The organism is Pseudomonas sp. MRSN 12121, from assembly GCF_000931465.1.
Lineage (GTDB): Bacteria > Pseudomonadota > Gammaproteobacteria > Pseudomonadales > Pseudomonadaceae > Aquipseudomonas.
The window spans coordinates 5,981,815-6,005,333 of record NZ_CP010892.1; the positions used below are offsets into that span (position 1 = coordinate 5,981,815).

At 64.0% G+C, this 23,519-nt stretch carries 24 protein-coding genes and 1 pseudogene; 12 read left to right on the forward strand and 13 right to left on the reverse strand.

Annotated features, from left to right (window positions below; genetic code table 11):
* Positions 1 to 57 precede the first annotated feature (57 nt).
* A complete protein-coding gene (locus tag TO66_RS27195) occupies positions 58 to 762 on the forward strand; it encodes a FadR/GntR family transcriptional regulator (protein WP_044465174.1) in 705 nt (234 codons plus the stop codon).
* A gap of 45 nt (positions 763 to 807) precedes the next feature.
* The gene (locus TO66_RS27200) at positions 808 to 1,518 is read left to right on the forward strand and encodes a GntR family transcriptional regulator (protein ID WP_044465175.1); all 711 of its coding nucleotides are present in this window, start codon (positions 808 to 810) and stop codon (positions 1,516 to 1,518) included.
* A 76-nt stretch (positions 1,519 to 1,594) separates the two neighbouring features.
* On the opposite strand, the gene yjiA is transcribed toward TO66_RS27200, so the two are convergent.
* The 3 genes from yjiA to TO66_RS27215 form a co-directional block, all read right to left on the reverse strand.
* The gene (gene yjiA, locus TO66_RS27205) at positions 1,595 to 2,569 is read right to left on the reverse strand and encodes a GTPase (RefSeq protein WP_044465176.1); all 975 of its coding nucleotides are present in this window, start codon (positions 2,567 to 2,569) and stop codon (positions 1,595 to 1,597) included.
* Positions 2,570 to 2,688: 119 nt separating this feature from the next.
* Positions 2,689 to 2,886, reverse strand: coding sequence for a YbdD/YjiX family protein (locus tag TO66_RS27210; RefSeq protein ID WP_044465177.1), 198 nt, complete (start codon positions 2,884 to 2,886; stop codon positions 2,689 to 2,691).
* Between the two features lie 14 nt (positions 2,887 to 2,900).
* The gene (locus tag TO66_RS27215) at positions 2,901 to 4,967 is read right to left on the reverse strand and encodes a carbon starvation CstA family protein (RefSeq protein WP_044465178.1); all 2,067 of its coding nucleotides are present in this window, start codon (positions 4,965 to 4,967) and stop codon (positions 2,901 to 2,903) included.
* A 238-nt stretch (positions 4,968 to 5,205) separates the two neighbouring features.
* On the opposite strand from TO66_RS27215, the gene TO66_RS27220 reads away from it, so the two are divergent.
* Positions 5,206 to 5,574 carry a PilZ domain-containing protein gene (locus TO66_RS27220; RefSeq protein WP_044465179.1) on the forward strand — a complete coding sequence of 123 codons (369 nt, stop codon included), beginning with the start codon at positions 5,206 to 5,208 and terminating at the stop codon, positions 5,572 to 5,574.
* Between the two features lie 16 nt (positions 5,575 to 5,590).
* Here the strand turns inward: TO66_RS27220 and TO66_RS27225 are convergent, their stop codons facing one another.
* The 4 genes from TO66_RS27225 to katB all read right to left on the reverse strand — a co-directional run bounded on the left by TO66_RS27225 (position 5,591) and on the right by katB (position 10,035).
* Positions 5,591 to 6,331, reverse strand: a complete 741-nt coding sequence (locus TO66_RS27225) for a hypothetical protein (protein ID WP_044465180.1) — start codon at positions 6,329 to 6,331, stop codon at positions 5,591 to 5,593.
* A gap of 22 nt (positions 6,332 to 6,353) precedes the next feature.
* Entirely contained in the window at positions 6,354 to 7,721 is a 1,368-nt protein-coding gene (radA, locus tag TO66_RS27230; RefSeq protein ID WP_044465181.1) for a DNA repair protein RadA, read from the reverse strand.
* A 45-nt stretch (positions 7,722 to 7,766) separates the two neighbouring features.
* Positions 7,767 to 8,315: an ankyrin repeat domain-containing protein gene (locus tag TO66_RS27235; RefSeq protein ID WP_044465182.1), complete on the reverse strand. Its 549-nt coding sequence runs from the start codon at positions 8,313 to 8,315 to the stop codon at positions 7,767 to 7,769.
* Between the two features lie 178 nt (positions 8,316 to 8,493).
* Positions 8,494 to 10,035, reverse strand: a complete 1,542-nt coding sequence (gene katB / locus TO66_RS27240) for a catalase KatB (RefSeq protein ID WP_044465183.1) — start codon at positions 10,033 to 10,035, stop codon at positions 8,494 to 8,496.
* Between the two features lie 287 nt (positions 10,036 to 10,322).
* Here katB and mscL point away from each other — a divergent pair, with 287 nt between their 5' ends.
* Complete coding sequence (gene mscL, locus TO66_RS27245) at positions 10,323 to 10,736, forward strand: large-conductance mechanosensitive channel protein MscL (protein ID WP_044465184.1); 414 nt, start codon at positions 10,323 to 10,325, stop codon at positions 10,734 to 10,736.
* Between the two features lie 49 nt (positions 10,737 to 10,785).
* Here the strand turns inward: mscL and TO66_RS27250 are convergent, their stop codons facing one another.
* Positions 10,786 to 11,562, reverse strand: coding sequence for a ferredoxin--NADP reductase (locus tag TO66_RS27250; RefSeq protein ID WP_044465185.1), 777 nt, complete (start codon positions 11,560 to 11,562; stop codon positions 10,786 to 10,788).
* 225 nt (positions 11,563 to 11,787) lie between these two features.
* Here TO66_RS27250 and TO66_RS27255 point away from each other — a divergent pair, with 225 nt between their 5' ends.
* Positions 11,788 to 12,912, forward strand: coding sequence for a methyltransferase (locus tag TO66_RS27255; RefSeq protein WP_044465186.1), 1,125 nt, complete (start codon positions 11,788 to 11,790; stop codon positions 12,910 to 12,912).
* 200 nt (positions 12,913 to 13,112) lie between these two features.
* Here TO66_RS27255 and TO66_RS32965 read toward each other — a convergent pair whose 3' ends face one another.
* The 3 genes from TO66_RS32965 to TO66_RS27265 form a co-directional block, all read right to left on the reverse strand.
* On the reverse strand, positions 13,113 to 13,280 hold the full coding sequence (locus TO66_RS32965; RefSeq protein ID WP_068801194.1) for a DUF2474 domain-containing protein: 168 nt from the start codon (positions 13,278 to 13,280) through the stop codon (positions 13,113 to 13,115).
* Positions 13,281 to 13,370: 90 nt separating this feature from the next.
* Entirely contained in the window at positions 13,371 to 14,378 is a 1,008-nt protein-coding gene (gene cydB, locus TO66_RS27260; protein ID WP_044465187.1) for a cytochrome d ubiquinol oxidase subunit II, read from the reverse strand.
* Between the two features lie 3 nt (positions 14,379 to 14,381).
* The gene (locus TO66_RS27265; RefSeq protein ID WP_044465188.1) at positions 14,382 to 15,818 is read right to left on the reverse strand and encodes a cytochrome ubiquinol oxidase subunit I; all 1,437 of its coding nucleotides are present in this window, start codon (positions 15,816 to 15,818) and stop codon (positions 14,382 to 14,384) included.
* 508 nt (positions 15,819 to 16,326) lie between these two features.
* Here TO66_RS27265 and TO66_RS27270 point away from each other — a divergent pair.
* The 3 genes and pseudogenes from TO66_RS27270 to TO66_RS27280 all read left to right on the forward strand — a co-directional run bounded on the left by TO66_RS27270 (position 16,327) and on the right by TO66_RS27280 (position 18,260).
* Entirely contained in the window at positions 16,327 to 17,568 is a 1,242-nt protein-coding gene (locus tag TO66_RS27270) for an MFS transporter (RefSeq protein WP_044465189.1), read from the forward strand.
* 107 nt (positions 17,569 to 17,675) lie between these two features.
* Positions 17,676 to 17,954 (forward strand): annotated as a pseudogene (locus tag TO66_RS27275) (type II toxin-antitoxin system RelE/ParE family toxin).
* Positions 17,955 to 17,969: 15 nt separating this feature from the next.
* The gene (locus TO66_RS27280) at positions 17,970 to 18,260 is read left to right on the forward strand and encodes a HigA family addiction module antitoxin (protein WP_044465190.1); all 291 of its coding nucleotides are present in this window, start codon (positions 17,970 to 17,972) and stop codon (positions 18,258 to 18,260) included.
* Between the two features lie 3 nt (positions 18,261 to 18,263).
* Here TO66_RS27280 and TO66_RS27285 read toward each other — a convergent pair whose 3' ends face one another.
* Together TO66_RS27285 and TO66_RS27290 are read right to left on the reverse strand one after the other, a co-directional pair.
* A complete protein-coding gene (locus TO66_RS27285; RefSeq protein ID WP_044465191.1) occupies positions 18,264 to 18,815 on the reverse strand; it encodes a DJ-1 family glyoxalase III in 552 nt (183 codons plus the stop codon).
* Between the two features lie 69 nt (positions 18,816 to 18,884).
* A complete protein-coding gene (locus tag TO66_RS27290; RefSeq protein WP_044465192.1) occupies positions 18,885 to 19,334 on the reverse strand; it encodes a DUF4879 domain-containing protein in 450 nt (149 codons plus the stop codon).
* A 205-nt stretch (positions 19,335 to 19,539) separates the two neighbouring features.
* Here TO66_RS27290 and TO66_RS27295 point away from each other — a divergent pair, with 205 nt between their 5' ends.
* The 4 genes from TO66_RS27295 to TO66_RS27310 all read left to right on the forward strand — a co-directional run bounded on the left by TO66_RS27295 (position 19,540) and on the right by TO66_RS27310 (position 23,472).
* Positions 19,540 to 20,835 (forward strand): NCS2 family permease, encoded by a 1,296-nt coding sequence (locus tag TO66_RS27295; RefSeq protein WP_044465193.1) that lies wholly within the window; start codon positions 19,540 to 19,542, stop codon positions 20,833 to 20,835.
* Complete coding sequence (gene trmA / locus TO66_RS27300; protein WP_044465194.1) at positions 20,832 to 21,911, forward strand: tRNA (uridine(54)-C5)-methyltransferase TrmA; 1,080 nt, start codon at positions 20,832 to 20,834, stop codon at positions 21,909 to 21,911. The genes TO66_RS27295 and trmA overlap by 4 nt, the downstream gene beginning before the upstream one ends.
* Positions 21,912 to 22,171: 260 nt before the next feature.
* On the forward strand, positions 22,172 to 22,621 hold the full coding sequence (gene aroQ, locus TO66_RS27305; RefSeq protein WP_044465195.1) for a type II 3-dehydroquinate dehydratase: 450 nt from the start codon (positions 22,172 to 22,174) through the stop codon (positions 22,619 to 22,621).
* Positions 22,618 to 23,472, forward strand: coding sequence for a shikimate dehydrogenase (locus TO66_RS27310; protein ID WP_044465196.1), 855 nt, complete (start codon positions 22,618 to 22,620; stop codon positions 23,470 to 23,472). The genes aroQ and TO66_RS27310 overlap by 4 nt, the downstream gene beginning before the upstream one ends.
* Positions 23,473 to 23,519 lie beyond the last annotated feature (47 nt).

The window sequence follows — 23,519 nt, forward strand, 5'->3', positions numbered from 1 at the left end:
GGCACAACAATCTGCGCCTGCCATGGGCCTCATCCGCGATATTCCAGGGAGTGAACAGTGATCACCTCGTCAACGGTTGTAAATTCAGTGGTAGAAAAGCTGCGAGCAGCCTTGGCCCGCGGCCAATGGCGCTCCGGCGACATGCTGCCAGGGCAGCGTGAGCTGGCCGAGCAGCTGGGTATCAGCCGTCCGAGCCTGCGTGAGGCCGTGACCGTTCTGGAAACCCTGGGCCTGGTGCGCTCCATGCCGGGCAAAGGCGTGGTGGTGCTGGAGGCCAGCCTCAACGAACAACCGGTCGGCGACAGCGGTGTGGCCGGTGCCAGCCTCGAGGACGTGCTGCAACTGCGCTACACCCTCGAGCCGTTCATCGTCGGCCTGGTGGCGCAATCCATCAGCAGCAAGGAAGTGGGCCAGTTGCGCCTGACCCTGATGGACATGCGCGAAGCCCTGGAAGCCAACGACAGCGAAGCCGGCATGAACGCCTATATCGCCTTCCATGAAGAGCTGTTCGCCCTGACGTCCAACCCGATCTTCCAGAACGTGGTGCAACAGACCGGCAATGCCCTGAAGCAGAGCGCGGAAATCCTGCGCAACTCTCCCGAGCACCTGGCCGAACGCCTGGAGGAAAACGAAGCGGTGGTCCGGGCGATCCGCAACAAGAACAGCGCGCTGGCCAGTGCCGAAATGCGTCGGCATATCCTGCGGGAAGGCCAGCGCATGGGCATCGAGCTGAACATCCCGGACGACCATCTGGGCAATTGAGCCTCACCCACACCTTCGCATCGGTAACCGGACTGGAGACAGGCCATGGCCAGCTACGCCTTGAACAAACTCGCCTTCCCCCTCGCCGAGGCCCGGCCACGGCGCCGCTCGGGTGAAAGGAAACTCTTGGTCGACGATGTCTATCCGCAGATTTTCGACGCCATTCTCGAACAGCGCATCGCCCCCGCCAGCCGCTTCACCGAAGACAGCCTGGGCGAGATCTTCGGCGTCAGTCGCAGCATCATTCGCCAGGTCCTGGCGCGGCTGTCGCATCAGCAGGTGATCATCCTGCGGCCCAACCACCGGCCTCAGGTCGCGGCCCCGGACCATGAGCAGACGCGGCAGATCCTGCACGCCCGACGCCTGACGGAAATCACCCTGGTGCGCCTGGCTTGCCAGCAACCCGCACCGCGCGACCTGAAGCGCCTGCGGGAGTTGATCGCCGGCGAACGCGACTGCATCGACCGCGGCCTGCGGGGCCCGGCGATCCGGCTGTCCGGGGAGTTTCACCTGCAATTGGCGGAAGTGGCCGGTAACGCGCCGCTGGCGCATTTCCTCGGCAGCCTGGTGCCGCTGACCTCGCTGGCGATCGCCCACCACGAAACCCGCGCGTGCAGCCACTGCGCCTGGCAGGAACACACGGCGATCGTCGATGCCATCGAGGACGGGGACGTCAAGACCGCGGTCGGCTTGATGACCGGGCATCTGGATCACCTGGAAGAGCGGTTGCTCAAGGCCAGTGCGGGGGCGAAGTAACCAGACACTGAGGCTCGCCCCTACAGGTTTCAGGGGCGAGCCTGCTAGCGATAACGCCGCTACAGACGGTAAGCCGCTACTGCCCCGCCATTCGCGCGAACCCTGCGCGAATCTTCTCTTCCGGCAGATCGTCGGCAATGAACACGATCACGCTTTCCCGCGTCTCGCCTGCGGCCCATTCGCTGTCCCAGTCGAAACCGTACAGCTTGAGCACGCCCTGGAACACCAGGCGCCGCGGCTCGTCGGCGATGTTCAGCACGCCCTTGTAGCGCAGCAGTTGCTTGCCGTGTTCTTCCAGCAACGCGTTCATGAACTCGCTGAGCCGGTCGATATCCAGCGGCGCGTCGGTGCGCAGCACCAGGCTGGAAATGCGGTCGAGGGAAGGCGCCTTGCTCACCGGGCGCAAGCTGAGGCCTCCCCCGAGGTCGGCATTCAGGTTGAACCCCCGCACATCCAGCAGCTCGGCCAGATCGATCCGGCCATGCTCGACCACACGGATCGGCGCCCGGCGGTTGATGCGGGTCAGGCGTTCGCTCAACGCAGTGAAGCTCGGTTCGTCCACCAGGTCGCGCTTGCTCACCAGCAGGCGGTCGGCGAAGCCGATCTGGGCCTGGGCGATGGTCTGGGTCAGGTGGTGCTCGGCGTGCTTGGCGTCCACCAGGGTGATGATGCCGTCGAGGATGTAGCGCTCGCGCAGCTCTTCGTCGATGAAGAAGGTCTGGGCCACGGGCGCCGGGTCGGCCAGCCCGGTGCATTCGATCACCAGCCGGTCGAAGGCGATTTCGCCACTGTCCAGCCGCTCCAGCAGCAAGAACAGCGCCTTGGTCAGGTCGGTGTGGATGGTGCAGCAGACGCAGCCATTGGACAGCGTCATGACTTGCACCGGCTCGTCGCCCAGCAACTGGGTGTCGATGCCGGCATCGCTGAATTCGTTTTCGATCACGGCGATTTTCAGGCCGTGCTCGGCCTTGAGCAGGTGGCGCAGCAAGGTGGTCTTGCCGGCACCGAGGAAACCGCTGAGGACGGTGACGGGGATTGGGGACAGCGACATAACATCTCCCATGTGCAGAAAAGACTGTAGGAGCCCGGCTAGCCGGCGATGGCGTCCTGAAGATCGCTATCGCCGGCCAGCCGGGCTCCTACAGTAGGGTGTTGCTCAATGGTCTTGCTTCAACAGCATTTCGGTCCGGACTTGCCGCCGTATCGAGCTTCCTGGCGCTCCCGGAAGAACGCCTCGTAGCTCATCACCGGCTTGTCCGGGTGTTGGGTCTGCATATGCTCGACGTAGTTGTCGTAGTCGGGCATGCCGACCATCAGGCGTGCGGCCTGACCGAGGTATTTACCGAGGCGACTCAGGTCATTGAACACGATGGCAGTCCTCGTTACGCATCCGGCAGGGCCTGGAACGGTGCTTCTTTATCCGTGCGCTCCTTTTTGCCCCAGGCGGAGATACCCACCTTGAGCGCATAGAACAGGATGCTGAAGACCACCAGCAGGAACAGCACGGTCAGCGTGGCGTTGGTGTAGGCGTTGAAGATCACGTGCTGCATCTGTTCGATGCTCTTGGCCGGGGCCAGGACCTGGCCGCTGGCCAGGGCATCGCTGTACTTCTTGGCCAGGGCCAGGAAACCCACCGCCGGGCTCGGGTCGAACAGCTTGATCAGGCCCGCGGTGGTGGTGCAGATCAGCAGCCAGGCCGCCGGCAGCAGGGTCACCCAGATGTAGCGCTGGCGCTTCATCTTGATCAGTACCACGGTGCCGAGCATCAGCGCGATACCGGCCAGCATCTGGTTGGAGATGCCGAACAGCGGCCACAGGGTATTGATGCCACCCAGCGGATCGATCACGCCCTGGTACAGCAGGTAGCCCCAGAGGGCCACGCAGCCGGCGGTGGCGATCAGGTTGGCGCTCCAGGATTCGGTGCGTTTCAGCGCCGGCACGAAGGAGCCCAGCAGGTCCTGCAGCATGAAGCGCCCGGCACGGGTGCCGGCGTCCACCGCGGTGAGGATGAACAGCGCCTCGAACAGGATCGCGAAGTGGTACCAGAAGGCCATGGTGTTTTCACCCGGCAGCACCGTGTGCAGGATCTGCGCGATCCCCACCGCCAGGGTCGGCGCGCCGCCGGCACGGGCCAGGATGGTGGTTTCACCGATGTCCTTGGCCACCGCCTGCAGGGCGTCCGGGGTAATGGTGAAGCCCCAGCTGCTGACGGTCTGCGCCACCGTGGCCACGTCGCCGCCGACGATCGCCGCCGGGCTGTTCATGGCGAAGTACACGCCCGGCTCGATCACCGAGGCGGCGACCATCGCCATGATGGCCACGAAGGACTCCATCAGCATGCCGCCGTAACCGATGTAGCGGGCGTTGGTTTCGTTATCCAGCAGCTTGGGCGTGGTCCCGGAGGAGATCAGCGCGTGGAAGCCGGACACCGCGCCACAGGCGATGGTGATGAACAGGAACGGGAACAGGCCGCCTTTCCATACCGGGCCGGTGCCGTCGGTGAACTGGGTCAGGGCCGGCATTTTCAGCTCGGGCATGGTGATCAGGATGCCGATCGCCAGGGCGATGATGGTGCCGATCTTGAGGAAGGTCGACAGGTAGTCCCGCGGCGCCAGGATCAGCCATACCGGCAATACCGCGGCGACGAAGCCGTAGCCGATCAGCATCCAGGTGATCTGTACGCCGGTGAAGGTGAAGGCCTTGGCCCACACCGGGTCCGCGGCAATCTGCCCGCCCAGCCAGATCGAGCCCAGCAGCAGGAGCACGCCGATGATCGAGATCTCGCCGATGCGGCCCGGACGGATGTAGCGCATGTACACGCCCATGAACATCGCGATCGGGATGGTCGCCATCACCGTGAAGATGCCCCATGGGCTCTCGGCCAGGGCCTTGACCACGATCAGCGCCAGCACCGCGAGGATGATGATCATGATCAGGAAGCAGCCGAACAGGGCGATGGTCCCGGGGATGCGGCCCATTTCCTCGCGGACCATGTCGCCCAGGGAGCGGCCGTTGCGCCGGGTGGAGAGGAACAGGACCATGAAGTCCTGCACCGCCCCGGCCAGCACCACCCCGGCGATCAGCCACAGGGTGCCGGGCAGGTAGCCCATCTGCGCCGCCAGGACCGGGCCGACCAGGGGCCCTGCACCGGCAATCGCCGCGAAGTGGTGACCGAAAAGAATGTGTTTGTTGGTCGGCACATAGTCCAGACCGTCGTTGTTGAGCACGGCGGGGGTGGCCCGGCGTGGGTCGAGCTGCATCACGTTGTTGGCGATGAACAGACTGTAGTAACGGTAGGCAACCAGATAGATGGCCACGGCAGCGACCACGATCCACAAGGCGTTGATCGCCTCGCCACGGCGCAATGCCACTACGCCAAGGGCGCACGCTCCCACAATTGCCAGCACCAGCCAGGGTAAGTGGCGTAGCGGGCTACTATTATTTTTCATTTTATTATTCCAGCCAGGGTGGACAAGAAAGACAGCCTCCCGGAGTTTAGCGCTACTGGCCCCAAAGACCACCCCCCTCATTGGTCTAGGACTGCGCTTTTCAGTCTTGTCCTAATCCTGCCTGCGGCAGCGCCGTCGAGCCTGGAACGACGCCTGGCCCACCCGCCACGACTGTCGCGACGAGGACGAACCCGGGCCTGCGGGTCTATAGTCTCTTCACCACGCAGAGGGGCTGCTCATGAGCGAACACCATTCCGATCGTCGCCGTTTCAAACGCATCGCCTTCGATGCCCGTACCGAACTGAGCCAGGGCCCTGATCGCTGGTCCGTGCAATTGCTGGACCTCTCCCTCAAGGGCCTGCTGATCCAGCGCCCCGAACCCTGGCTGGGCGATGACAGCCAGCCGTTCGAGGCCGATATCCATTTGAGCGCCGACGCCGAAGTGCGCATGGACGTGCAACTGGTGCACGACGAACGCGGCCAGCTGGGCTTCGTCTGCCTGCACATCGACCTGGAATCCATCGAGCACCTGCGCCGGTTGATCGAACTCAACCTCGCCGACCCGCAGGAGCTGGAGCGCGAGCTGGGGGCGCTGATCGAGGTCTGAGCGCCTCTCTTGCCGCTCAGGGAAATACCGAGACCTCGGGGAATTCGTCTTCCGCATCCCAGTAACCGGGCTGCTGCCGGCTGGTAGCGGCCCACCGCCCATCCACCCAGCGATAAGTGCGATAGGTCGTCACGAAATCGTCCCCTTCGTCGGCGGGCGCCGAAGACACCTGGGCGATCGACTCGGTGGCGCCCGGCGCCGGCGCCATGACCTGCCAGGCCGCCTTGCCGGTCTGGGCCATGGTCAACGGGCGCTGCTTTCCCTGTTCGTCGCGATACGGCATCGGTTCCAGGCGGCTTCGGGTCGGCGCCAGGATTTGCGTGGCCGGGCCACTGTAGGTGCCCATGGGCGCCGTCTGATCGACGGTGAGGAAAAACACCGGGAATGGCAGGCCGCCAAGCGGTGCCTTTTCCACCTTCGCCAGCGGATAGCCGAGGGCCTCCTCGGCGAGGATCTCGCCCACCGCCGACACCAACCGGACCCGCGCCTCCAGCCGTGGCTGTAGCTCGCTGTCCGTCGATTCGTCGAAGGTTTCTTCGTCCAGGCCGTTGCCCCAGCTCTGTGCGTGCAACTGCGCGGTGATACGTCGGTCCTCCAGCACCTCGAGCACCGTACCGTCGCCGACCAGCAGTTCCTGGGCGATCCGGTAACCCTGCGGCGCATCCTCCTGGCTGGCGGCCTGGCCGCTGTTCCACGACAACGCGCCCGACAACAACGCCATACCGAGGGCAACGCGCCCCGCTCCTCTCATCCGCATCAACGGCATCCTTTGCATAGGGTTATTCGAACAACGCATCCAGCGCCTGTTCCAGACGGTTTACCGCAATGATCCGCAGGCCCTGCGGCGGCTCTTTCGGGGCATTGCCCTTGGGCACGATGGCCCGCTTGAAGCCATGCTTGGCCGCTTCCTTGAGACGCTCCTGGCCACTTGGCACCGGACGCACCTCGCCGGACAGGCCGACTTCGCCGAACACCAACAGGTCATGGGGCAAGGGCCGGTTGCGCAGGCTGGACATTACCGCCGCCATCAAGGCCAGGTCGGATGCGGTTTCCAGCACCTTGACCCCACCGACCACGTTGAGAAACACATCCTGGTCGTGAGTCGGGATGCCGCCATGGCGGTGCAGGACGGCCAACAGCATCGACAGGCGATTCTGGTCCAGGCCCAGGGTGACCCGCCGCGGATTGGCCAGATGGCTGTCGTCCACCAGCGCCTGGACCTCCACCAGCATCGGCCGGGTGCCTTCCCAGGTGGCCATGACCACACTGCCCGGCACCTCTTCCTGGGCGCGGGTAAGGAAAATCGCCGAAGGGTTGGAAACTTCCTTCAGGCCGCGATCGGTCATGCCGAACACGCCCAGTTCGTTGACCGCGCCAAAACGGTTCTTCACCGCCCGCAGCAGGCGCAGGCGGCCATCGGATTCGCCTTCGAAATACAGCACGGTGTCGACCATGTGCTCGAGGACGCGCGGCCCGGCCAGCGCCCCCTCCTTGGTCACGTGGCCTACCAGGAAGATCGCCGTGCCACTCTGCTTGGCATAGCGCACCAGCAGCGCCGCGCTCTCACGCACTTGCGAGACGCCGCCCGGGGCCGATTGCAGTTGCTCGGTAAAGATGGTCTGGATGGAGTCGATCACCATGACCTTGGGCTTCTCCAGCCGGGCCGTGGCGATGATGGTCTCGATGCAGGTTTCGGTCATCACCCGCAGTTGGTCCTGGGGCAGGCCCAGGCGGCGGGCGCGCATCGCCACCTGTTGCTGCGATTCCTCGCCGGTGACGTAGAGCGCCGGCATGCGGGTGGCGATGTTGCACAAGGTCTGCAACAGGATGGTCGACTTGCCGATCCCCGGATCGCCGCCGATCAGCACCACCGAACCGTCCACCAGGCCACCGCCAAGCACCCGGTCCAACTCGCCGGAAGCGGTGGAAAAGCGCGGAATCTCTTCGACGCTGACCTCGGCCAGAGTCTTGATCTGCGCCTGCTGGCCCGCCCAGCCGGTGCGACCGCTGGGAGCCGCGGCGCCGCCGCTTTCCACCATGGTTTCGGTCAGGGTGTTCCAGGCTCCGCATTCACCGCACTGGCCAGCCCATTTGGGAAAGGTTGCGCCGCACTCGGTGCAGCCGTACATGCGCTTGGCCTTGGCCATCTGAACCCCCGGCAAAAACCGCGATGATAGCTCAGCTGGAGCGGATCAGCGCGGCGCCGCCGTACGGATTTCACCGCTGGCCAGACGCGCGGCGCTGTTGCCCAGCGGGTCCTCGGCCTGCAAGTCGGCGCCCTTGCTGGCCAGCGCATCGAGCAGCTCCACCCGCTTGAACAGGCCCGCATACATCGCCGCCGTCTGGCCGGCGCCATTGCGCTGGTCGGGGTTGCAATCGGTGGCCAGCAAGCGCCGGGCGATCGCCACTTCGCCCTTGAAGATCGCGCCCATCAACGCCGTGTTGCCTTTTTTATCCTGGGCACAGGCATCGGCGCCCGCGGCCAGCAAGCGTTCCACCGCCGGCCCCTGGCCGTGGTACGCGGCGAGGATCAGTGCGGTATAGCCCTTGTCATCCCGGGTATCGAGGGCGTACCCGGCCTCGATGAAGGTATCGAGCATCGCGACATCGCCGCGCCGGGCGGCGTCGAAGTAGTAATCCTGTAGTTGGGCCTTGACCGCCGCCGGGTCCGTGGGGACCGCTTGCTCCGCATAAACGCCCAGAGAGCAGGCGGCCAGCAGTAACGAAATGAACAGGCGCATGGTGCGACTCCCTTTGTCTCAATAGCTGTAGGAGCGAGGCTTGCCCGCGATGACTCTGGCCCGGGTGACAGAGATTCCAGGTAGAACCGGCAGTGGGGCCGCTGCGCGGCCCATCGCGGGCAAGCCTCGCTCCTACAAAGAAGGATGCGTCACGCCTGAGGCGTGACGCGGGTTGGGGTCAATCCGAGAGCTTGGCGGCCAGGGCCTTGACCCGGGCCAGGTCGCCCTTGGCTACCTTGGTCACGCCAGTGCCGTACTCAGGGTCGGCCTTGTAGAGGAACGACAGCATGATGTGCTTGCTCTCGTCATCGGTGGTCGCCAGCGAGCCGCCGAAACTCTCGATCAGGTCCTGGCGCTCCTTCTGGCTGAACGAGCGATACAGGTCGCCGGCCTGCTTGAAGTTCTGCTCGCGCTGGATCTTCGCCTGCTGGGTGCTGCCGGACAGCGCCAACTGGCTATAGCGTGCGCTTTGCGGCTCCTCGCGCGGCATCAGGCGGCTCGGCTGGTAGTTCACGCCGGTGCTGGTGTTGCCGCTGTTCATCGCGCCGTCCTGGTTGCCATTGTTCACCGCGACTTTCGGCGCGTTGATCGGCAACTGCAGGGCGTTGGCGCCTACGCGGTACATCTGGGTATCGGCATAGGAAAACACCCGGCCTTGCAGCAGGCGGTCTTCCGACGGCTCGATACCCGGCACCAGGTTGGCCGGCGCCATGGCGACCTGTTCGGTTTCCTGGAACACGTTGCCCGGGTTGCGGTTGAGCACCATCTGCCCGACCTTGCGCTCAGGCACGCCTGGCCAGATCTTGGTGGCATCCAGCGGGTCGAAGTCGAACTTGGCCAGGTCCTGGGGTTTCAGTACCTGGACATACAGGTCCCATTTCGGGAAGTCGCCCTTGTTGATATGCGTGACCAGGTCATTGGTCATATGGCTGTAGTCACGTCCCTGCACTTCGACCACTTGTTTGGGGTCGAGGTTGTTGATGCCCTGCAGGCTCTTCCAGTGAAACTTCACGTAATGCACTTCGCCCTTGGCGTTGACCAACTTGTAGGCGTGCACGCCATTACCGTCCATTTCCCGGTAACTGGCCGGAGTACCCGAGTTGGAATAAAGCTCGGTCAGGGTCCGGGTCGCTTCCGGAACATGGGAGAAGAAATCGAAACGACGGGAATCGTCGTCCAGATTGGTACGCGGGTCGGGTTTGAATGCATGGACCATGTCCGGAAACTTGATCGCATCGCGAATAAAGAAAGTCGGGAAGTTGTTGCCGACCAGGTCCCAGTTACCTTCCGCGGTATAGAACTTGGTGGCGAAACCACGCGGATCGCGCAGGGTTTCCGGGGAATGGTTGCCATGCACGACCGCGGAAAAACGCACGAATACCGGGGTCACTTCACCCGCGGCGAAGACCTTGGCCTTGGTCAGGTCGCTGAGGCTGTCGGTCACGGTGAACGAACCATGGGCGCCGGTCCCGCGGGCATGCACCACACGCTCTGGAATGCGCTCGCGGTCGAAGCGCTGGAGCTTCTGGATCAACTGCACGTCCTGTAGCAGGACCGGTCCGGTGGCGCCCGCCGTCTGCGAATTCTGGTTGTCGCCCACCGCGGCACCGTTATCGCGGGTCAGAGTGGCGGCCTGTACGGAAAGAGAAAGCATACTGGCGGCGAGTACGCCCAATACGCGTCGTTGGGAAAGAGTCCCAAGGCCAATGATCATGGTCATGTTTTATTCCTCTGGTTTTATATCGAACGCATCCAGGTGCGTCGATCAGAGGCTAGTGACCAAATAGTCGAAATATAAATAGAAAGGTCGCAACAGTCCGATTGAGAAAATATGCTGGCCCAACAGGAGAAGTCCGGGTATTTCGCGCGCGATTGATGGCACTTTGTAAACTATTGGCCGTCAACTGGGTCGATAACAGCGAACGCCGTAAGCAGTTGTGTCGAGCAAGATGCGTTTTGCTGAATTACACTGCGTTCACCAACCTCATCTGTATCAAGGAATAACCTATGGGCGTGCTAAGTGAGTTCAAGGCCTTCGCGGTCAAAGGTAATGTGGTCGACATGGCCGTCGGTATTATCATCGGCGCCGCATTCGGCAAGATCGTTTCGTCGTTCGTCGGCGATGTGGTGATGCCGCCAATCGGCTTGCTGATCGGTGGGGTGGATTTCAGTGACCTGGCGATCACGCTCAAGGCTGCTGTCGGCGATACCCCGGCCGTGGTACTGGCCTACGGCAAGTTCATCCAGAGCATGATCGACTTCATCATCGTGGCCTTCGCCATCTTCATGGGCGTGAAGGCGATCAACCGTCTGAAGCGCGAAGAAGCCGTGGCGCCAACCCTGCCGCCGGTTCCGACCAAGGAAGAAGAGCTGCTGGGCGAGATCCGTGACCTGCTCAAGGCGCAGAACAACAAGCCCTGAGGCTACCGCCGCAAACAAAAAAGGCGCCCCTTGCAGGGCGCCTTTTTTGTTACCAGTAGTTCTCCACCGCCACCTGCCCGGGCCGCCGGGTAAGGCTCAGGTGCATGTCCCGCTGCTTGAGCAGGGCGCGGGTGTCGTCGATCATCTGCGGGTTGCCGCAGAGCATCACCCGCGAATGCTCGGCCGTCAGCGGCACGCCGGCGACGCGCTCCAGTTCACCGTTTTCGATCAGGTGGGTGATTCGCCCGTTGAGGCTGCCCGGATGCTGCTCGCGGGTCACGGTGGTGATGACTTGCAGCTTGTGGGCGACTTCCGCCAGGTAGTCGCGCTGCTTGAGCTGCGCCAGCAATGACTGATAAGCCAGCTCCCTGGCCTCGCGCACGCTGTAGACCAGGATGATCCGCTCGAATTTTTCCCAGACTTCGAAGTCCTGGAGGATCGAGACAAATGGCGCGATCCCGGTCCCGGTGGACAGCAGCCAGAGGTCACGGCCATCGACGAAGCGGTCCAGGGTCAGGTAGCCGAACGCCTGCCGGTCCACCAGCAGGGTATCGCCCTCCTCCAGCCGGCTCAGCTCGCTGGTGAACTCGCCGCCAGGCACGACGATCGAGAAGAATTCGAGAAATTCGTCGAAGGGCGAAGACACCATGGAATACGCGCGCCACACCGTGCTGCCGTCGGCCTTGGTCACCCCCAGGCGGGCGAATTGCCCGGCGCGGAAGCGAAAACCCGCATCCCGCGTGGCGCGCAAGGTAAACAGGCTGGGGGTCAGGGGCTGGACGTCGAGCAAGGTCTGGCGCGTGTATTTTTCTGCACTGGCAGTCATGGCAGGCTCCAATAAGCGAATGTCCCTAGTGTCCCGCAAAGCGCGCGGCAGAAACACCGGTGGTTTGTAATGGCATAGAGCACGGGCAATCGAACGCGAAAAAACGTACCATTGGCCACCCTTCGAGCAGTGGATTTGCGCGGTCCGTGCGCCCCTGCCCGAGGCGCCCGCCGCTTCGCCCCTCCCCGCCGGCGGGACGTTCACCGATGACCAAGAGTGTGCCCCATGCCCCTGCTCGAAAGCCCTTTCGCCCAGCTCGACCTGATCCGCCAGCCCGAACAACAGAACGAGCCCCTGCAAGCTTTCGACGCGGCGGACGAGTACCTGCTCAATCATCTGGCCGACCAGCAACCGGCGGCGGATACCCGGGTGCTGATCCTCAACGACAGCTTTGGCGCGCTGGCCGCCAGCCTGGTCGGGCGGGTGCAGGTGCGCAGTAGCGGCGATTCGTTTCTCGGTGCGTTGGCGCTGGAGAAAAACCTGGCGCGCAATGGCCTGCCATTCGATGCGGTCAGGGTGCTGCCGGCCAGCGAGCCGCTGACCGGGCCGTTCGACCGCGTGCTGATCCGCGTACCCAAGACCCTGGCGCTGCTGGAAGAACAACTGATCCGTCTGCAAGGCCAGCTGGCGCCGGGCGCCCAGGTGGTGGCGGCCGCCATGGTCAAGCACCTGCCGCGGGCGGCCGGCGACCTGCTGGAACGCTATATCGGTCCGGTCCAGGCCTCGCTGGCGGTGAAAAAAGCGCGGCTGCTGATCGCCACCCCGGAAGCGAAAACCCCGGCGGCTTCGCCCTACCCAACCCGCTACACACTCGACGAGCCGGCCATCGAACTGCTCAACCACGCCAACGTGTTCTGCCGCGAAGGCCTGGACATCGGCACCCGCGCGTTCCTCCCGCACCTGCCGAGAAACCTCGGCCAGGCCCGGGTCGCGGACCTGGGCTGCGGCAACGGCGTGCTGGCCATCGCCAGCGCCCTGGACAACCCCGAGGCCCGGTACACCCTGGTGGACGAGTCCTTCATGGCGGTGCAATCGGCGCTGGAGAACTGGCGCGCGGTCCTGGGCGAGCGCGAGGTGCAGGTGCGCGCCGGCGATGGCCTGGCCGGCCAGGCGCCACAATCGCTGGACGTGGTGCTGTGCAACCCGCCCTTCCACCAACAGCAGGTGGTTGGCGACTTCCTCGCCTGGCGCATGTTCCAACAGGCCCGCGAAGCCCTGGTCACAGGCGGTGCGCTGTACATCGTCGGCAACCGCCACCTGGGTTACCACAGCAAGCTGGCGCGGTTGTTCCGCGGCGTCGAGCAAGTGGCCGCCACGCCCAAGTTCGTGATCCTCAAGGCCCGCAAGTAATTCACGCCCTCTCTGTAGGAGCGAAGCTTGCTCGCGATGAAGACCCCGCGGAATGCCTGAAGCACCGCGTTATCGATTATCGCGAGCAAGCTTCGCTCCTACAGAAGAACGTGTGGAAATCCCGCGGGGCAAAAAAAACCCTCCAGAGGAGGGTTATAAACCGCGCCGCAAGGCACGGGATGGGATGATCGGTAGGGAGATCAGTGCGTGGTCAGGCCCGCGGCGTTCATGAACATGCGCATCAGGCTGGCGACGATGAACAGCGCCAGCACGCTGCCGGCCCAGATCCCGGCCAGCCAGCCCAGACGCCGCCAGAGCGGCTTCTTCTCGGCTTCTTCGATTTCCTGCAATGAATGTTTACCAGCCATCATCGGATGCTCCTTTCGGAAGGGAGGCGATGACGCCTGCAAGGACGCCATCGCGAGCAAGCTTCGCTCCTACAGAGGAGCGGTGCCTGACTAGTGGTAACCGTCTTCGTGGGTGACCTTGCCGCGGAACACGTAGTAGCTCCAGAAGGTGTACCCGAGGATGAACGGAATGATGAACAGCGTGCCCACCAGCATGAAACCCTGGGTTTGCGGTGGCGCGGCCGCGTCCCAGATCGAGATCGACGGCGGCACGATGTTCGGCCACAGGCTGATGCCCAGGCCGCTGTAACCGAGGAAGATCAGCACCAGGGTCAGCAGGAACGGCGTGTAGTGGGCATTGCGGGCCACCGCGCGCAGCAGGCCGTACAGGGTCACCAGCACCAGGATCGGCACCGGCAGGAACCAGAACAGGTTCGGCAGGCTGAACCAGCGTGCAGCGATCTCGTCATGGGCCAGCGGCGTCCAGATACTGACGATACCGATCACCGCCAGCAGCACGAGGGCCAGGGGCCGGGCGATATCGTGCATCTGCTGCTGCAGCTTGCCTTCAGTCTTCATGATCAGCCAGGTGCAGCCCAGCAACGCATAGGCAACCACCAGCGCGACGCCGCAGAACAGGGTGAAGGGTGTCAGCCAGTCCAGGGAACCGCCGGCGAACTGGCGATTGACCACCGGCAGGCCATCGATGAAGGCCCCCAGCGCCACGCCCTGGAAGAAGGTCGCGGCCAGCGAACCGCCGATGAACGCCTTGTCCCAGATGTGGCGCTTGTCTTCCTTGGCCTTGAAACGGAACTCGAAGGCCACGCCACGGAAGATCAGGCCAATCAGCATCAGGATCAGCGGCAGGTACAGCGCCGAGAGCACCACCGAGTAAGCCAGCGGAAAGGCCCCGAACAACGCGGCGCCCCCCAGGACCAGCCAGGTTTCGTTGCCGTCCCATACCGGGGCGACGGTGTTCATCATCACGTCACGGTCGCCGGAATCCTTGACGAACGGGAAGAGAATCCCGATCCCCAGGTCGAACCCGTCCATGACCACGTACATCATGATGCCGAAGATGATAATCACGGCCCAGAGCAGCGGAAGATCGATACCCATGACTCAGTTCCCCTTGTTCAGGCTGGTGCCGGTGTCTTCGGCATCGTCGTCGGCGGCCGACAGCGGACGGGCCGGCGTGCGTTTCTGGCCAGGGCCGCCATGGTTGACCTCCGCGCCCTCGTTGGTCTTCGGCCCTTTGCGCACGAGGCGCATCATGTAGCCGATACCGACGCCGAACAGCGAGAAATACACCACGACAAACAGTGCGAGGGTGATGCTCATCTGCAGCAGGCTGTGCCCGGACGAGGCGTCCGCGGTGCGCATCAACCCGTAGACCACCCACGGCTGGCGGCCGATCTCGGTGGTGAACCAGCCGGCGAGGATCGCGATCAGGCCGGACGGCCCCATCCACAACACCAGGTGCAGGAACGCGCGGTTCTGGTAGATGCGCTCACGCTTGCGCAGCCACAGGCTCCACAGGCCGGTGAAGATCATCAGCATGCCCAGCCCGACCATGATCCGGAACGACCAGAACACGATGGTCGAGTTCGGCCGGTCCTCCGGCGGGAATTCCTTGAGCGCCGGCACCTGCTTGTCCAGGGAGTGGGTGAGGATGATGCTGCCCAGGTACGGGATCTCGACGGCGAACTTGGTCTTTTCTTCCTTCATGTCCGGCCAGCCGAACAGGATCAGCGGGGTCGCCTCGTTGCCGACGTTTTCCCAGTGACCTTCGATCGCGGCGATTTTCGCCGGCTGGTGCTTGAGGGTGTTGAGGCCGTGGAAGTCACCGATCACGGCCTGGATCGGCGCGACGATCAGGGCCATCCACATCGCCATCGACAGCATCCGGCGAATGGCCGGGTTGTCCCGCCCGCGCAACAGGTGCCAGGCGGCGGACGAGCCGACGAAGAAGGCGGTCGCGACAAAGGCCGCGGTGGCCATGTGCGCCAGGCGGTAGGGGAACGACGGGTTGAACACCACCGCCAGCCAATCCACCGGGATCACCTGGCCGTTGACGATTTCATAGCCCTGGGGAGTCTGCATCCAGCTGTTGGACGAGAGAATCCAGAAGGTCGAAATCAGCGTGCCGATGGCCACCATCACGGTCGCGAAGAAGTGCAACTTGCGGCCGACCTTGTTCCAGCCAAACAGCATCACCCCGAGGAAACCGGCCTCGAGGAAGAAGGCCGTGAGCACTTCATAGGTCAGCAGCGGGCCGGTGACGGAACCGGCAAAGTCGGAGAATCGACTCCAGTTGGTGCCGAACTGATAGGCCATGACCAGGCCCGAGACCACCCCCATGCCGAAGTTGACGGCGAAGATCTTCGACCAGAAGTGGTACAGGTCGCGGTAGGTGTCGTCGCGGGTCTTGAGCCACAGGCCCTCGAGCACCGCCAGGTAGCTCGCCAGGCCAATGGTGATGGCTGGGAACAGGATATGGAACGAGATGGTGAACGCGAATTGAATTCGGGCGAGATCTAGTGCCTCCAAACCGAACATAAGCTTTCCTCTGTCAGGTAATACGGTTGCTGGCCGAGAGGCCTGCACCCACTGCCCCCACGGATATGGAGCCCGGCGAATTCGAATTCGTTCTCTTTTTAACCACGCAACGCAGGGAGTCTGGCCATCTGGCCACCAGACCCAACCTTGGAAAAGGTTTTGATCTGGATCAATCAACGTTGAAAGAGTAGTCGTATTTTCACCATTGGTTTGTGTGGTCTTTTGTCGCGTGACAGGTTGCCTCACCACGTCAAGAACGCGGCTTTTCCCGCAGTTTTTCCGCGCCGGCGAACACCGCCACAGCCGGCAATGGCGCGTGCAGGCCGCTTGTTTTTTCAGCAAACCCAAGGCGTTCCAGCCGTTCACCGCCAGGGGCGCGGACGTCGGGGGAGTGACCCTGGCGAGTCCGCTCGAGTGAAAGAGATAGATGTTGAGCTAACGATTCAGCAACTATTGGTTACATCTTGGTGATAATCTCACCCTATTCCACGCCCAGACCTGCCTTCAGATGCCCAGCCAAGACCCTCTGCTGCTTCGCCATCATCGTCCGTTCATTGCCTTCTGGCTGGCGCGGATCTTCACCGCCAGCGGCTTCCAGATGCTCACCGTGGCCATCGGCTGGAACCTCTACCAACTGACCGGAAACGTGCTCGACCTGGGCCTGGTGGGGTTGGTCGAGTTCGCGCCACGGGTGCTGTTCATGCTGCACACCGGGCATGTGGCAGACCGTTATGACCGGCGCAAGGTGGCGGCCATCTGCCAGTCGCTGCAGGCCCTGATCGCCCTGTCGCTGGCCATCGGCAGCCTGACCGACAGCGTCACCCGGGAAATGATCTTCATCCTCGCGTTCCTGCTCGGCGGCGCGCGCTCCTTCGAGATGCCGACCACCCAGGCGCTGCTGCCGAGCATCGTGCCCAGCGCGCTGTTCCCCCGCGCCGTGGCGGCCGCCCAGTCGGCACAGCAGTCGGCGACTATCATCGCCCCGGCCCTCGGCGGCCTGCTCTATGCCTTTGGCAGCGTGTGGGTGTACGGCCCGACCGTGCTGCTGTACGTGATCGCCTGCTGCCTGATGCTCAACCTGCCCGCACGGCAGACGCCGCTGAATAAGGGCAAGGCCACCCTGGACTCATTGCTCGCCGGGGTACGTTTCATTCGCAGCCGGCCGGACATTCTCGGCGCCATCTCCCTGGACCTGTTCGCCGTCCTGCTCGGCGGCGCCACCGCCCTGCTGCCGGTGTTCGCCAAGGACATCCTGCTCACCGGCGCCTGGGGCCTGGGCCTGCTGCGCTCGGCGCCGGCGGTGGGCGCCCTGCTGATGTCACTGTGGTTGGCGCGCTTTGCCGTCGACCGGCATGTCGGGCGAGTGATGTTCACCGCCGTCGGCGTGTTCGGCGTCGCCACCATCGCCTTCGGCCTGTCGACCTCGTTCTGGTTTTCCCTGGCGGTGCTGGTGGTGCTGGGTGCGGCGGACATGATCAGCATGGTGATCCGCGCGTCCTTCGTGCAGTTGGAAACCCCGGACGAAATGCGCGGCCGGGTCAGCGCCGTGAACGGCCTGTTCATCGGTGCCTCCAACCAGCTCGGCGAGTTCGAGTCCGGGCTCACCGCCCACTGGTTCGGCACCGTGCCGGCGGTGGTCCTGGGCGGCGTCGGCACCCTGCTGGTGACCGGGGTGTGGATAAAACTCTTCCCGACCCTGGCCAACCGCGACCGCATGCATGTGCCGGTGGAAGAAGCAGCCAAAGCCTGAACCGAAGCAGCTGCGGGCATCGCGGACACTGCCGCTGATCGTCCGGCTCATGCGCTGCAATACATATTCGCTCGGAAGAGTGTAATGTATCGCCTTACACTCGCCGCATGATCAAATCCTTTCAGCACAAGGGCCTCAAGGCCTTCTATGAAACGGGATCGACCCGAGGGATCCGGGTCGATCATGCGAAGCGCCTGGCGCGCATGCTGCCGTTCATGGACCACGCGACGGAGCCTGACGATCTCGACCTCCCGGGATGACGGTTGCACCCGCTCAAGGGCGAGCGTCACGACTACTGGGCACTGAGCGTCTCGGGCAATTGGCGGGTGATTTTTCGTTTTACCGGTCTGGATATCGAGTGGGTCGACTATCTGGACTACCACTGAACAGGAGGCAGGATCATGGCCATGCACAACCCGCCCCACCCCGGTGAAACACTGCGTGTGGATGTATTGCCCGAGCTGGGCATCAGTGTGACGGAACTGGCCAGGCACCTTGGCTACGCCCGCCCCCATCTCTCCAAGGTGCTTAACGGCCATGCGCCAATCCGCCCGGAACTGGCGGTCAGGCTGGAGCGCGCGGGGATAGGCAAGGCCAGGGTCTGGCTGGCGGTACAGGCCGACTACGATATCTGGCACACCGAACAAGACTTGCAACCGGTGATCGAGCCGATTGTCGCGCAGGTCTGCTGATCGCTAGACCCGCAATTCCCCCGCCACCGCCGCCCGCTTGCCCTTGCCGCACAGGGCTTCCACCAGGGTCAGGGCAAACTCCAGCGCCGCGCCCGAACCTTGCGCCGTGATGCAATTGCCATCCACTACCACCGGCTGGTCGACGAAGTTGCAGCCCGACAGCTGATGGCTGGCACTGGGCAGGCAGGTCATGCGCCGTTGGCGCAGTACCCCGAAGCCCTGTAAAGCCAGGGCCGGGGCTTCGGCGATGCCGGCGAACAGGCGCCCGGCGGCGGCCTGGTCCTTGACCAGTTGCCTCAACGGTTGATGGGCCGCCAGGTGCTGCGCGCCGACGGCGCCTCCCGGCAGCACGATCAGGTCGAATGCCTGGGCCAGTACATCCACCAGCATGCCGTCGGCGGTCATCCGGGTGCCGCGGGCGCAGGTGAGCATGCGCCGCCCTTCGATACTGGCCACCAGCACTTCGACTTCAGCACGGCGCAGCACATCGATAAGGGTCACGCTTTGCAGGTCGTCGATGCCCTCGGCGAGGGTGATCAGGGCTCTGGAGGTCATGGGCTGTGTCCGGGAAAGAGTCTTCACAGCTTAGTCAGCTTTCCCGCCCGGCGCGTGCGCACGGAGCCGTCACTTGATGTAGATCTGCGCGCTCAGGCTGTTGCCCGGGGCGTTCAATGAGGTGTTGCTGAAGGTGAACGTCCCTTCCTGCCGGCCGGCCAGGTCGAAGGTATAGATGTAGCCGACGGTAATGCCCGAATTGCCGCACGGCACCAGGCTGGAGCCTTCTTCGCAGACCGCCGCGCGGGTGCCGTCGACTTCGAAGCCGTCCAGCGTCACCCGGGGTTGGCGGCCATAGCCGATTTCCAGCACATAGACCTTGATGTTCGGACCCTGGTGGTCGCAGGCGGTCTTGTCGCGACCGTCCGACACATCCTCCAGGCCACAGGATGGCGACTCGACCTTGAGAATCTCCACCTGGCTCAAGGGTGGCGCGGAGCGGGCCATGGCCGGCGCGGCGCCCAACCAAAGGCCAGTGGCCAGCGCCGCCAGGGCCATCGCTTTAATCGTGCTGTGCATAAGTTCCCCCAAAACGTCGGCGCAGTATGCCCCACTCACCCTTCGGGCAAAACATCGCCGACGATCGCAGCCATAGCCTTACGCTGCTGGTATGATGCGCGGCTTTTTCCGACCCGCACAAAATCCCCGGACGCTTTTCAATGGTCTGTGCTTTGCTGTCTGGGTCGATACATTCACGGCGCCCTGCGCGCCACGGGGAGCAGACATGCTGGAAAGGCTGTTTCAACTCAAGGCACACAACACCAACGTGCGGACCGAGATTCTGGCGGGCCTCACGACCTTCCTGGCCATGGCCTACATTCTCTTCGTCAACCCGAGCATCCTCGGCGAGACCGGCATGGACAAGGGTGCGGTGTTCGTCGCCACCTGCCTGGCCGCCGCCATCGGCTCGACCGTGATGGGCCTGATCGCCAACTACCCGATCGCCCTGGCCCCGGGCATGGGCCTGAACGCCTTCTTCACCTACACCGTGGTCCTGCACATGGGCCATACCTGGCAAGTGGCGCTGGGCGCGGTGTTCATTTCGGCGGTGCTGTTCTTCCTGCTGTCGATCTTCAAGATCCGCGAATGGATCATCAACAGCATCCCGCTGCCGCTGCGCTCGGCGATCGCCGCCGGTATCGGCCTGTTCCTGGCGCTGATCGCCCTGCACAACGCCGGCATCGTGGTCGGCAACCCGGCAACCATGGTCGGCCTGGGCGACCTGAAGCAACCGGCGCCAATCCTCGCCACCCTGGGCTTCGCCCTGATCGTCGCCCTGGAGGCCCTGAAGGTCCGCGGCGCGGTGCTGATCGGTATCCTCTCGGTGACCATCGTCTCCATCGCCCTGGGCGTCACCCCGTTCGGCGGCGTGACCTCGATGCCGCCATCGCTGGCCCCGACCTTCCTGCAACTGGACATCAAGGGCGCGCTGGACATCGGCCTGGTCAGCGTGATCTTCGCCTTCCTGTTCGTCGACCTCTTCGACAATTCCGGCACCCTGATCGGCGTCGCCAAGCGCGCCGGCCTGATGGGCAAGGACGGCCACATGCCGAAAATGGGTCGCGCGCTGATCGCCGACAGTACCGCGGCGATGGCCGGCTCCCTGCTGGGCACCTCGACCACCACCAGCTATATCGAATCCGCCGCGGGCGTGAGCGCCGGCGGCCGCACCGGCCTGACCGCCATCGTCGTGGCGATCCTGTTCCTGCTGGCGCTGTTCTTCTCGCCACTGGCGGCCAGCGTCCCGGCCTTCGCCACCGCGCCGGCCCTGCTGTTCGTCGCGGTGCTGATGACTTCGGGCCTGGCGGAAATCGACTGGGAAGACATCACCGTCGCCGCCCCCGTGGTGGTCACCGCCCTGGCCATGCCGTTCACCTATTCCATCGCCAACGGCATCGCCTTCGGCTTCATTGCCTGGACCGCGATCAAGCTGCTGTCGGGCCGTGCCCGTGAGCTGAACGCGCCGCTGGTGATCCTGTCGATCCTGTTCGTGATCAAGCTGGGTTGGTTCAACGCATGACTTTCGATGCCGCAAGCTACACCGCCCAGCTCAACGACAAGGTCGCGCGCCTGCGTGAGCTGCTGGCGCCCTTCGCTGCCCCCGAGCCCCAGGTCTTCGACTCGCCGCTGCAGAACTTTCGCCTGCGCGCGGAGTTTCGCCTGTGGCGCGAAGCCGGCGAACGGCATTACGCGATGTTTTCCCAGGACGACAAGCGCACGCCGATCCTGATCGAAGACTTCCCGATTGCCAGCCAGCGCATCAACCAGCTGATGCCGCGACTCAAAGCCGCCTGGCAAGCCAGCAGCGCATTGAGCCACAAGCTGTTCCAGGTCGAGTTCCTCACCACCCTGGCCGGCGACGCGATGATCACCCTGTGCTACCACCGTCCGCTGGACGAGCACTGGCACGCGGCGGCAAGCAAGCTGGCGACCGACCTGGACGTCAGCGTCATCGGCCGCTCCAAGGGCAAGCGCGACGTGATCGGCCGCGATTACGTGGTGGAAAAGCTCACCATCGGCGGCCGGAGCTTCAGCTACCGCCAGCCCGAAGGCGCCTTCACCCAGCCCAACGGCACGGTCAACCAGAAGATGCTCGACTGGGCCTATGAGGCCCTGGGCGAGCGTGCGGACGACCTGCTGGAGCTGTACTGCGGCAACGGCAACTTCACCCTGCCCCTGGCCACCCGGGTGCGCAAGGTGCTGGCCACCGAGATCAGCAAGACCTCGGTCAATGCCGCCCTGAGCAACCTCAGCGAAAACGCGGTGGATAACGTCACCCTGGTGCGCCTGTCCGCCGAAGAACTGACCGAGGCGCTGAACGACGTGCGCCCGTTCCGCCGCCTGCAGGGCGTGGACCTCAAGAGCTACGAGTTCGGCAGCGTGTTCGTCGACCCGCCGCGCGCCGGCATGGACCCGGACACCTGCGAGCTGACCCGGCGCTTCGACAACATCCTGTACATCTCCTGCAACCCGGAAACCCTGGCGGCCAACATCGCCCAGTTGCACGACACCCACCGCATCACCCGCTGCGCGCTGTTCGACCAGTTCCCGTGGACCCACCACATGGAATCCGGGGTGTTGCTGACCCGGCGCTGAGTGCTGCCTGCGTAAAAAACAGCCGTCCTTGCGACGGCTGTTTGGTTTGCGCTCCCCGTGCGATATCTACCCGGCCAGGGCTCTTCCTGACGATTCGAATCACCACGGCTCGACCGAAGGTGTTCGATCAGCGAACACTTAATGCCAGGGTCGGCGTTCCGTCATCCGCCCGTAATTGACCAAATTAACCATCTGGTACATTTTATCCGGCAAGCGAGCTTTCCCAGGCCGCGCCAATAAAAACAATGGAGATACCTCTGATGGCCCCTATCGTTCTGGTGCTCAACGGCCCGAACCTGAACCTGCTCGGCACCCGCGAACCCGCGACCTATGGCCACGAAACCCTGGCGGACATCTCCGCCCTGTGCGGCCGCGCCGCCGAGGAATTCGGCCTGGCCGTGGAGTTTCGCCAGACCAATCACGAAGGCGAGTTGCTGGACTGGATTCACGGCGCCCGTGGCCGCTGCGCCGGGATCGTGATCAACCCCGCCGCCTGGACCCACACCTCGGTGGCGATTCGCGATGCCCTGGTGGCCAGCGAGTTGCCGGTGATCGAAGTGCATTTGTCGAACGTCCACGCCCGCGAACCCTTTCGCCATCATTCCTTTGTGTCGAGCATCGCGCTGGCGGTGATGTGCGGTTTCGGCAGCCATGGCTATCGCCTGGCGCTGGCGCATTTCAGCCAGCACTTGCAGGGAGCACGCGCATGATCCGCTCCACTACCGTACTGGCCGGGCTGATCGGCGCCGGCATCCAGGCCTCGCGTACCCCGGCGCTGCATGAGCATGAAGGCGATGCCCAGGGCCTGCGTTATCTGTACCGGCTGATCGATCTGGACGCTCTGCAACTCGACAGCGGCGCCCTGCCCGACCTGCTGCTGGCCGCCGAACGCATGAACTTCACCGGACTGAACATCACCTTCCCGTGCAAGCAGAGCATCATCCCGCTGCTCGACGAACTGTCCCCCGAAGCCCGCGGGATCGGCGCGGTGAACACCGTGGTGCTCAAGGATGGCAGGCGCATCGGCCACAACACCGACTGCCTGGGCTTCGCCGAAGGTTTTCGTCGTGGCTTGCCGGGGGTCGCCCTGGAACGCGTGGTGCAGATGGGCGCTGGCGGCGCGGGGGCGGCGGTGGCCCATGCGCTGCTCAGCGAAGGCGTACGCCAATTGCATATCTTCGATGTGGAAAGCGCCCGCGCCCAGAGCCTGGCGGCCAACCTTAACCAGCATTTCGGAGCGGACCGGGCCAGGGCCGGCCTCGACCTGCCCAGCACCCTGGCCGCCGCGGACGGCCTGGTGAACACCACGCCGATGGGCATGGCCAAGCTGCCGGGCATGCCGGTGCCGGTGGAACTGCTGCGCGCCGAATTGTGGGTCGCGGAGATCGTCTACTTCCCGCTGGAGACCGAACTGCTGCGCAACGCCCGCGCCCTCGGCTGCCGCACCCTGGACGGCGGCAACATGGCGGTGTTCCAAGCGGTGAAGGCGTTCGAACTGTTCAGCGGCATAGCGCCGGATGCCCAGCGCATGCTCGCGCATTTCCAGAGCATGAATGGCTGACAGGGCATGATTCGGCATGGGGCCCTGCTCGGCCCCTGCTCGACATT

Excerpts from the sequence above, each read along its gene's own strand:
- yjiA (WP_044465176.1), bottom strand. The coding sequence starts at position 2,569 with ATGTCGCTGTCCCCAATCCCCGTCACCGTCCTCAGCGGTTTCCTCGGT.
- TO66_RS27255 (WP_044465186.1), top strand. The coding sequence starts at position 11,788 with ATGCCCCTGCTCGAAAGCCCTTTCGCCCAGCTCGACCTGATCCGCCAG.
- trmA (WP_044465194.1), top strand. The coding sequence starts at position 20,832 with ATGACTTTCGATGCCGCAAGCTACACCGCCCAGCTCAACGACAAGGTC.
- katB (WP_044465183.1), bottom strand. The coding sequence starts at position 10,035 with ATGACCATGATCATTGGCCTTGGGACTCTTTCCCAACGACGCGTATTG.
- TO66_RS27235 (WP_044465182.1), bottom strand. The coding sequence starts at position 8,315 with ATGCGCCTGTTCATTTCGTTACTGCTGGCCGCCTGCTCTCTGGGCGTT.
- TO66_RS27295 (WP_044465193.1), top strand. The coding sequence starts at position 19,540 with ATGCTGGAAAGGCTGTTTCAACTCAAGGCACACAACACCAACGTGCGG.
- TO66_RS27220 (WP_044465179.1), top strand. The coding sequence starts at position 5,206 with ATGAGCGAACACCATTCCGATCGTCGCCGTTTCAAACGCATCGCCTTC.
- TO66_RS27225 (WP_044465180.1), bottom strand. The coding sequence starts at position 6,331 with ATGCGGATGAGAGGAGCGGGGCGCGTTGCCCTCGGTATGGCGTTGTTG.
- TO66_RS27290 (WP_044465192.1), bottom strand. The coding sequence starts at position 19,334 with ATGCACAGCACGATTAAAGCGATGGCCCTGGCGGCGCTGGCCACTGGC.
- mscL (WP_044465184.1), top strand. The coding sequence starts at position 10,323 with ATGGGCGTGCTAAGTGAGTTCAAGGCCTTCGCGGTCAAAGGTAATGTG.
- TO66_RS27270 (WP_044465189.1), top strand. The coding sequence starts at position 16,327 with ATGCCCAGCCAAGACCCTCTGCTGCTTCGCCATCATCGTCCGTTCATT.
- TO66_RS32965 (WP_068801194.1), bottom strand. The coding sequence starts at position 13,280 with ATGGCTGGTAAACATTCATTGCAGGAAATCGAAGAAGCCGAGAAGAAG.
- TO66_RS27310 (WP_044465196.1), top strand. The coding sequence starts at position 22,618 with ATGATCCGCTCCACTACCGTACTGGCCGGGCTGATCGGCGCCGGCATC.
- TO66_RS27265 (WP_044465188.1), bottom strand. The coding sequence starts at position 15,818 with ATGTTCGGTTTGGAGGCACTAGATCTCGCCCGAATTCAATTCGCGTTC.
- TO66_RS27280 (WP_044465190.1), top strand. The coding sequence starts at position 17,970 with ATGGCCATGCACAACCCGCCCCACCCCGGTGAAACACTGCGTGTGGAT.
- radA (WP_044465181.1), bottom strand. The coding sequence starts at position 7,721 with ATGGCCAAGGCCAAGCGCATGTACGGCTGCACCGAGTGCGGCGCAACC.
- cydB (WP_044465187.1), bottom strand. The coding sequence starts at position 14,378 with ATGGGTATCGATCTTCCGCTGCTCTGGGCCGTGATTATCATCTTCGGC.
- TO66_RS27200 (WP_044465175.1), top strand. The coding sequence starts at position 808 with ATGGCCAGCTACGCCTTGAACAAACTCGCCTTCCCCCTCGCCGAGGCC.
- TO66_RS27285 (WP_044465191.1), bottom strand. The coding sequence starts at position 18,815 with ATGACCTCCAGAGCCCTGATCACCCTCGCCGAGGGCATCGACGACCTG.
- TO66_RS27250 (WP_044465185.1), bottom strand. The coding sequence starts at position 11,562 with ATGACTGCCAGTGCAGAAAAATACACGCGCCAGACCTTGCTCGACGTC.
- TO66_RS27215 (WP_044465178.1), bottom strand. The coding sequence starts at position 4,967 with ATGAAAAATAATAGTAGCCCGCTACGCCACTTACCCTGGCTGGTGCTG.
- aroQ (WP_044465195.1), top strand. The coding sequence starts at position 22,172 with ATGGCCCCTATCGTTCTGGTGCTCAACGGCCCGAACCTGAACCTGCTC.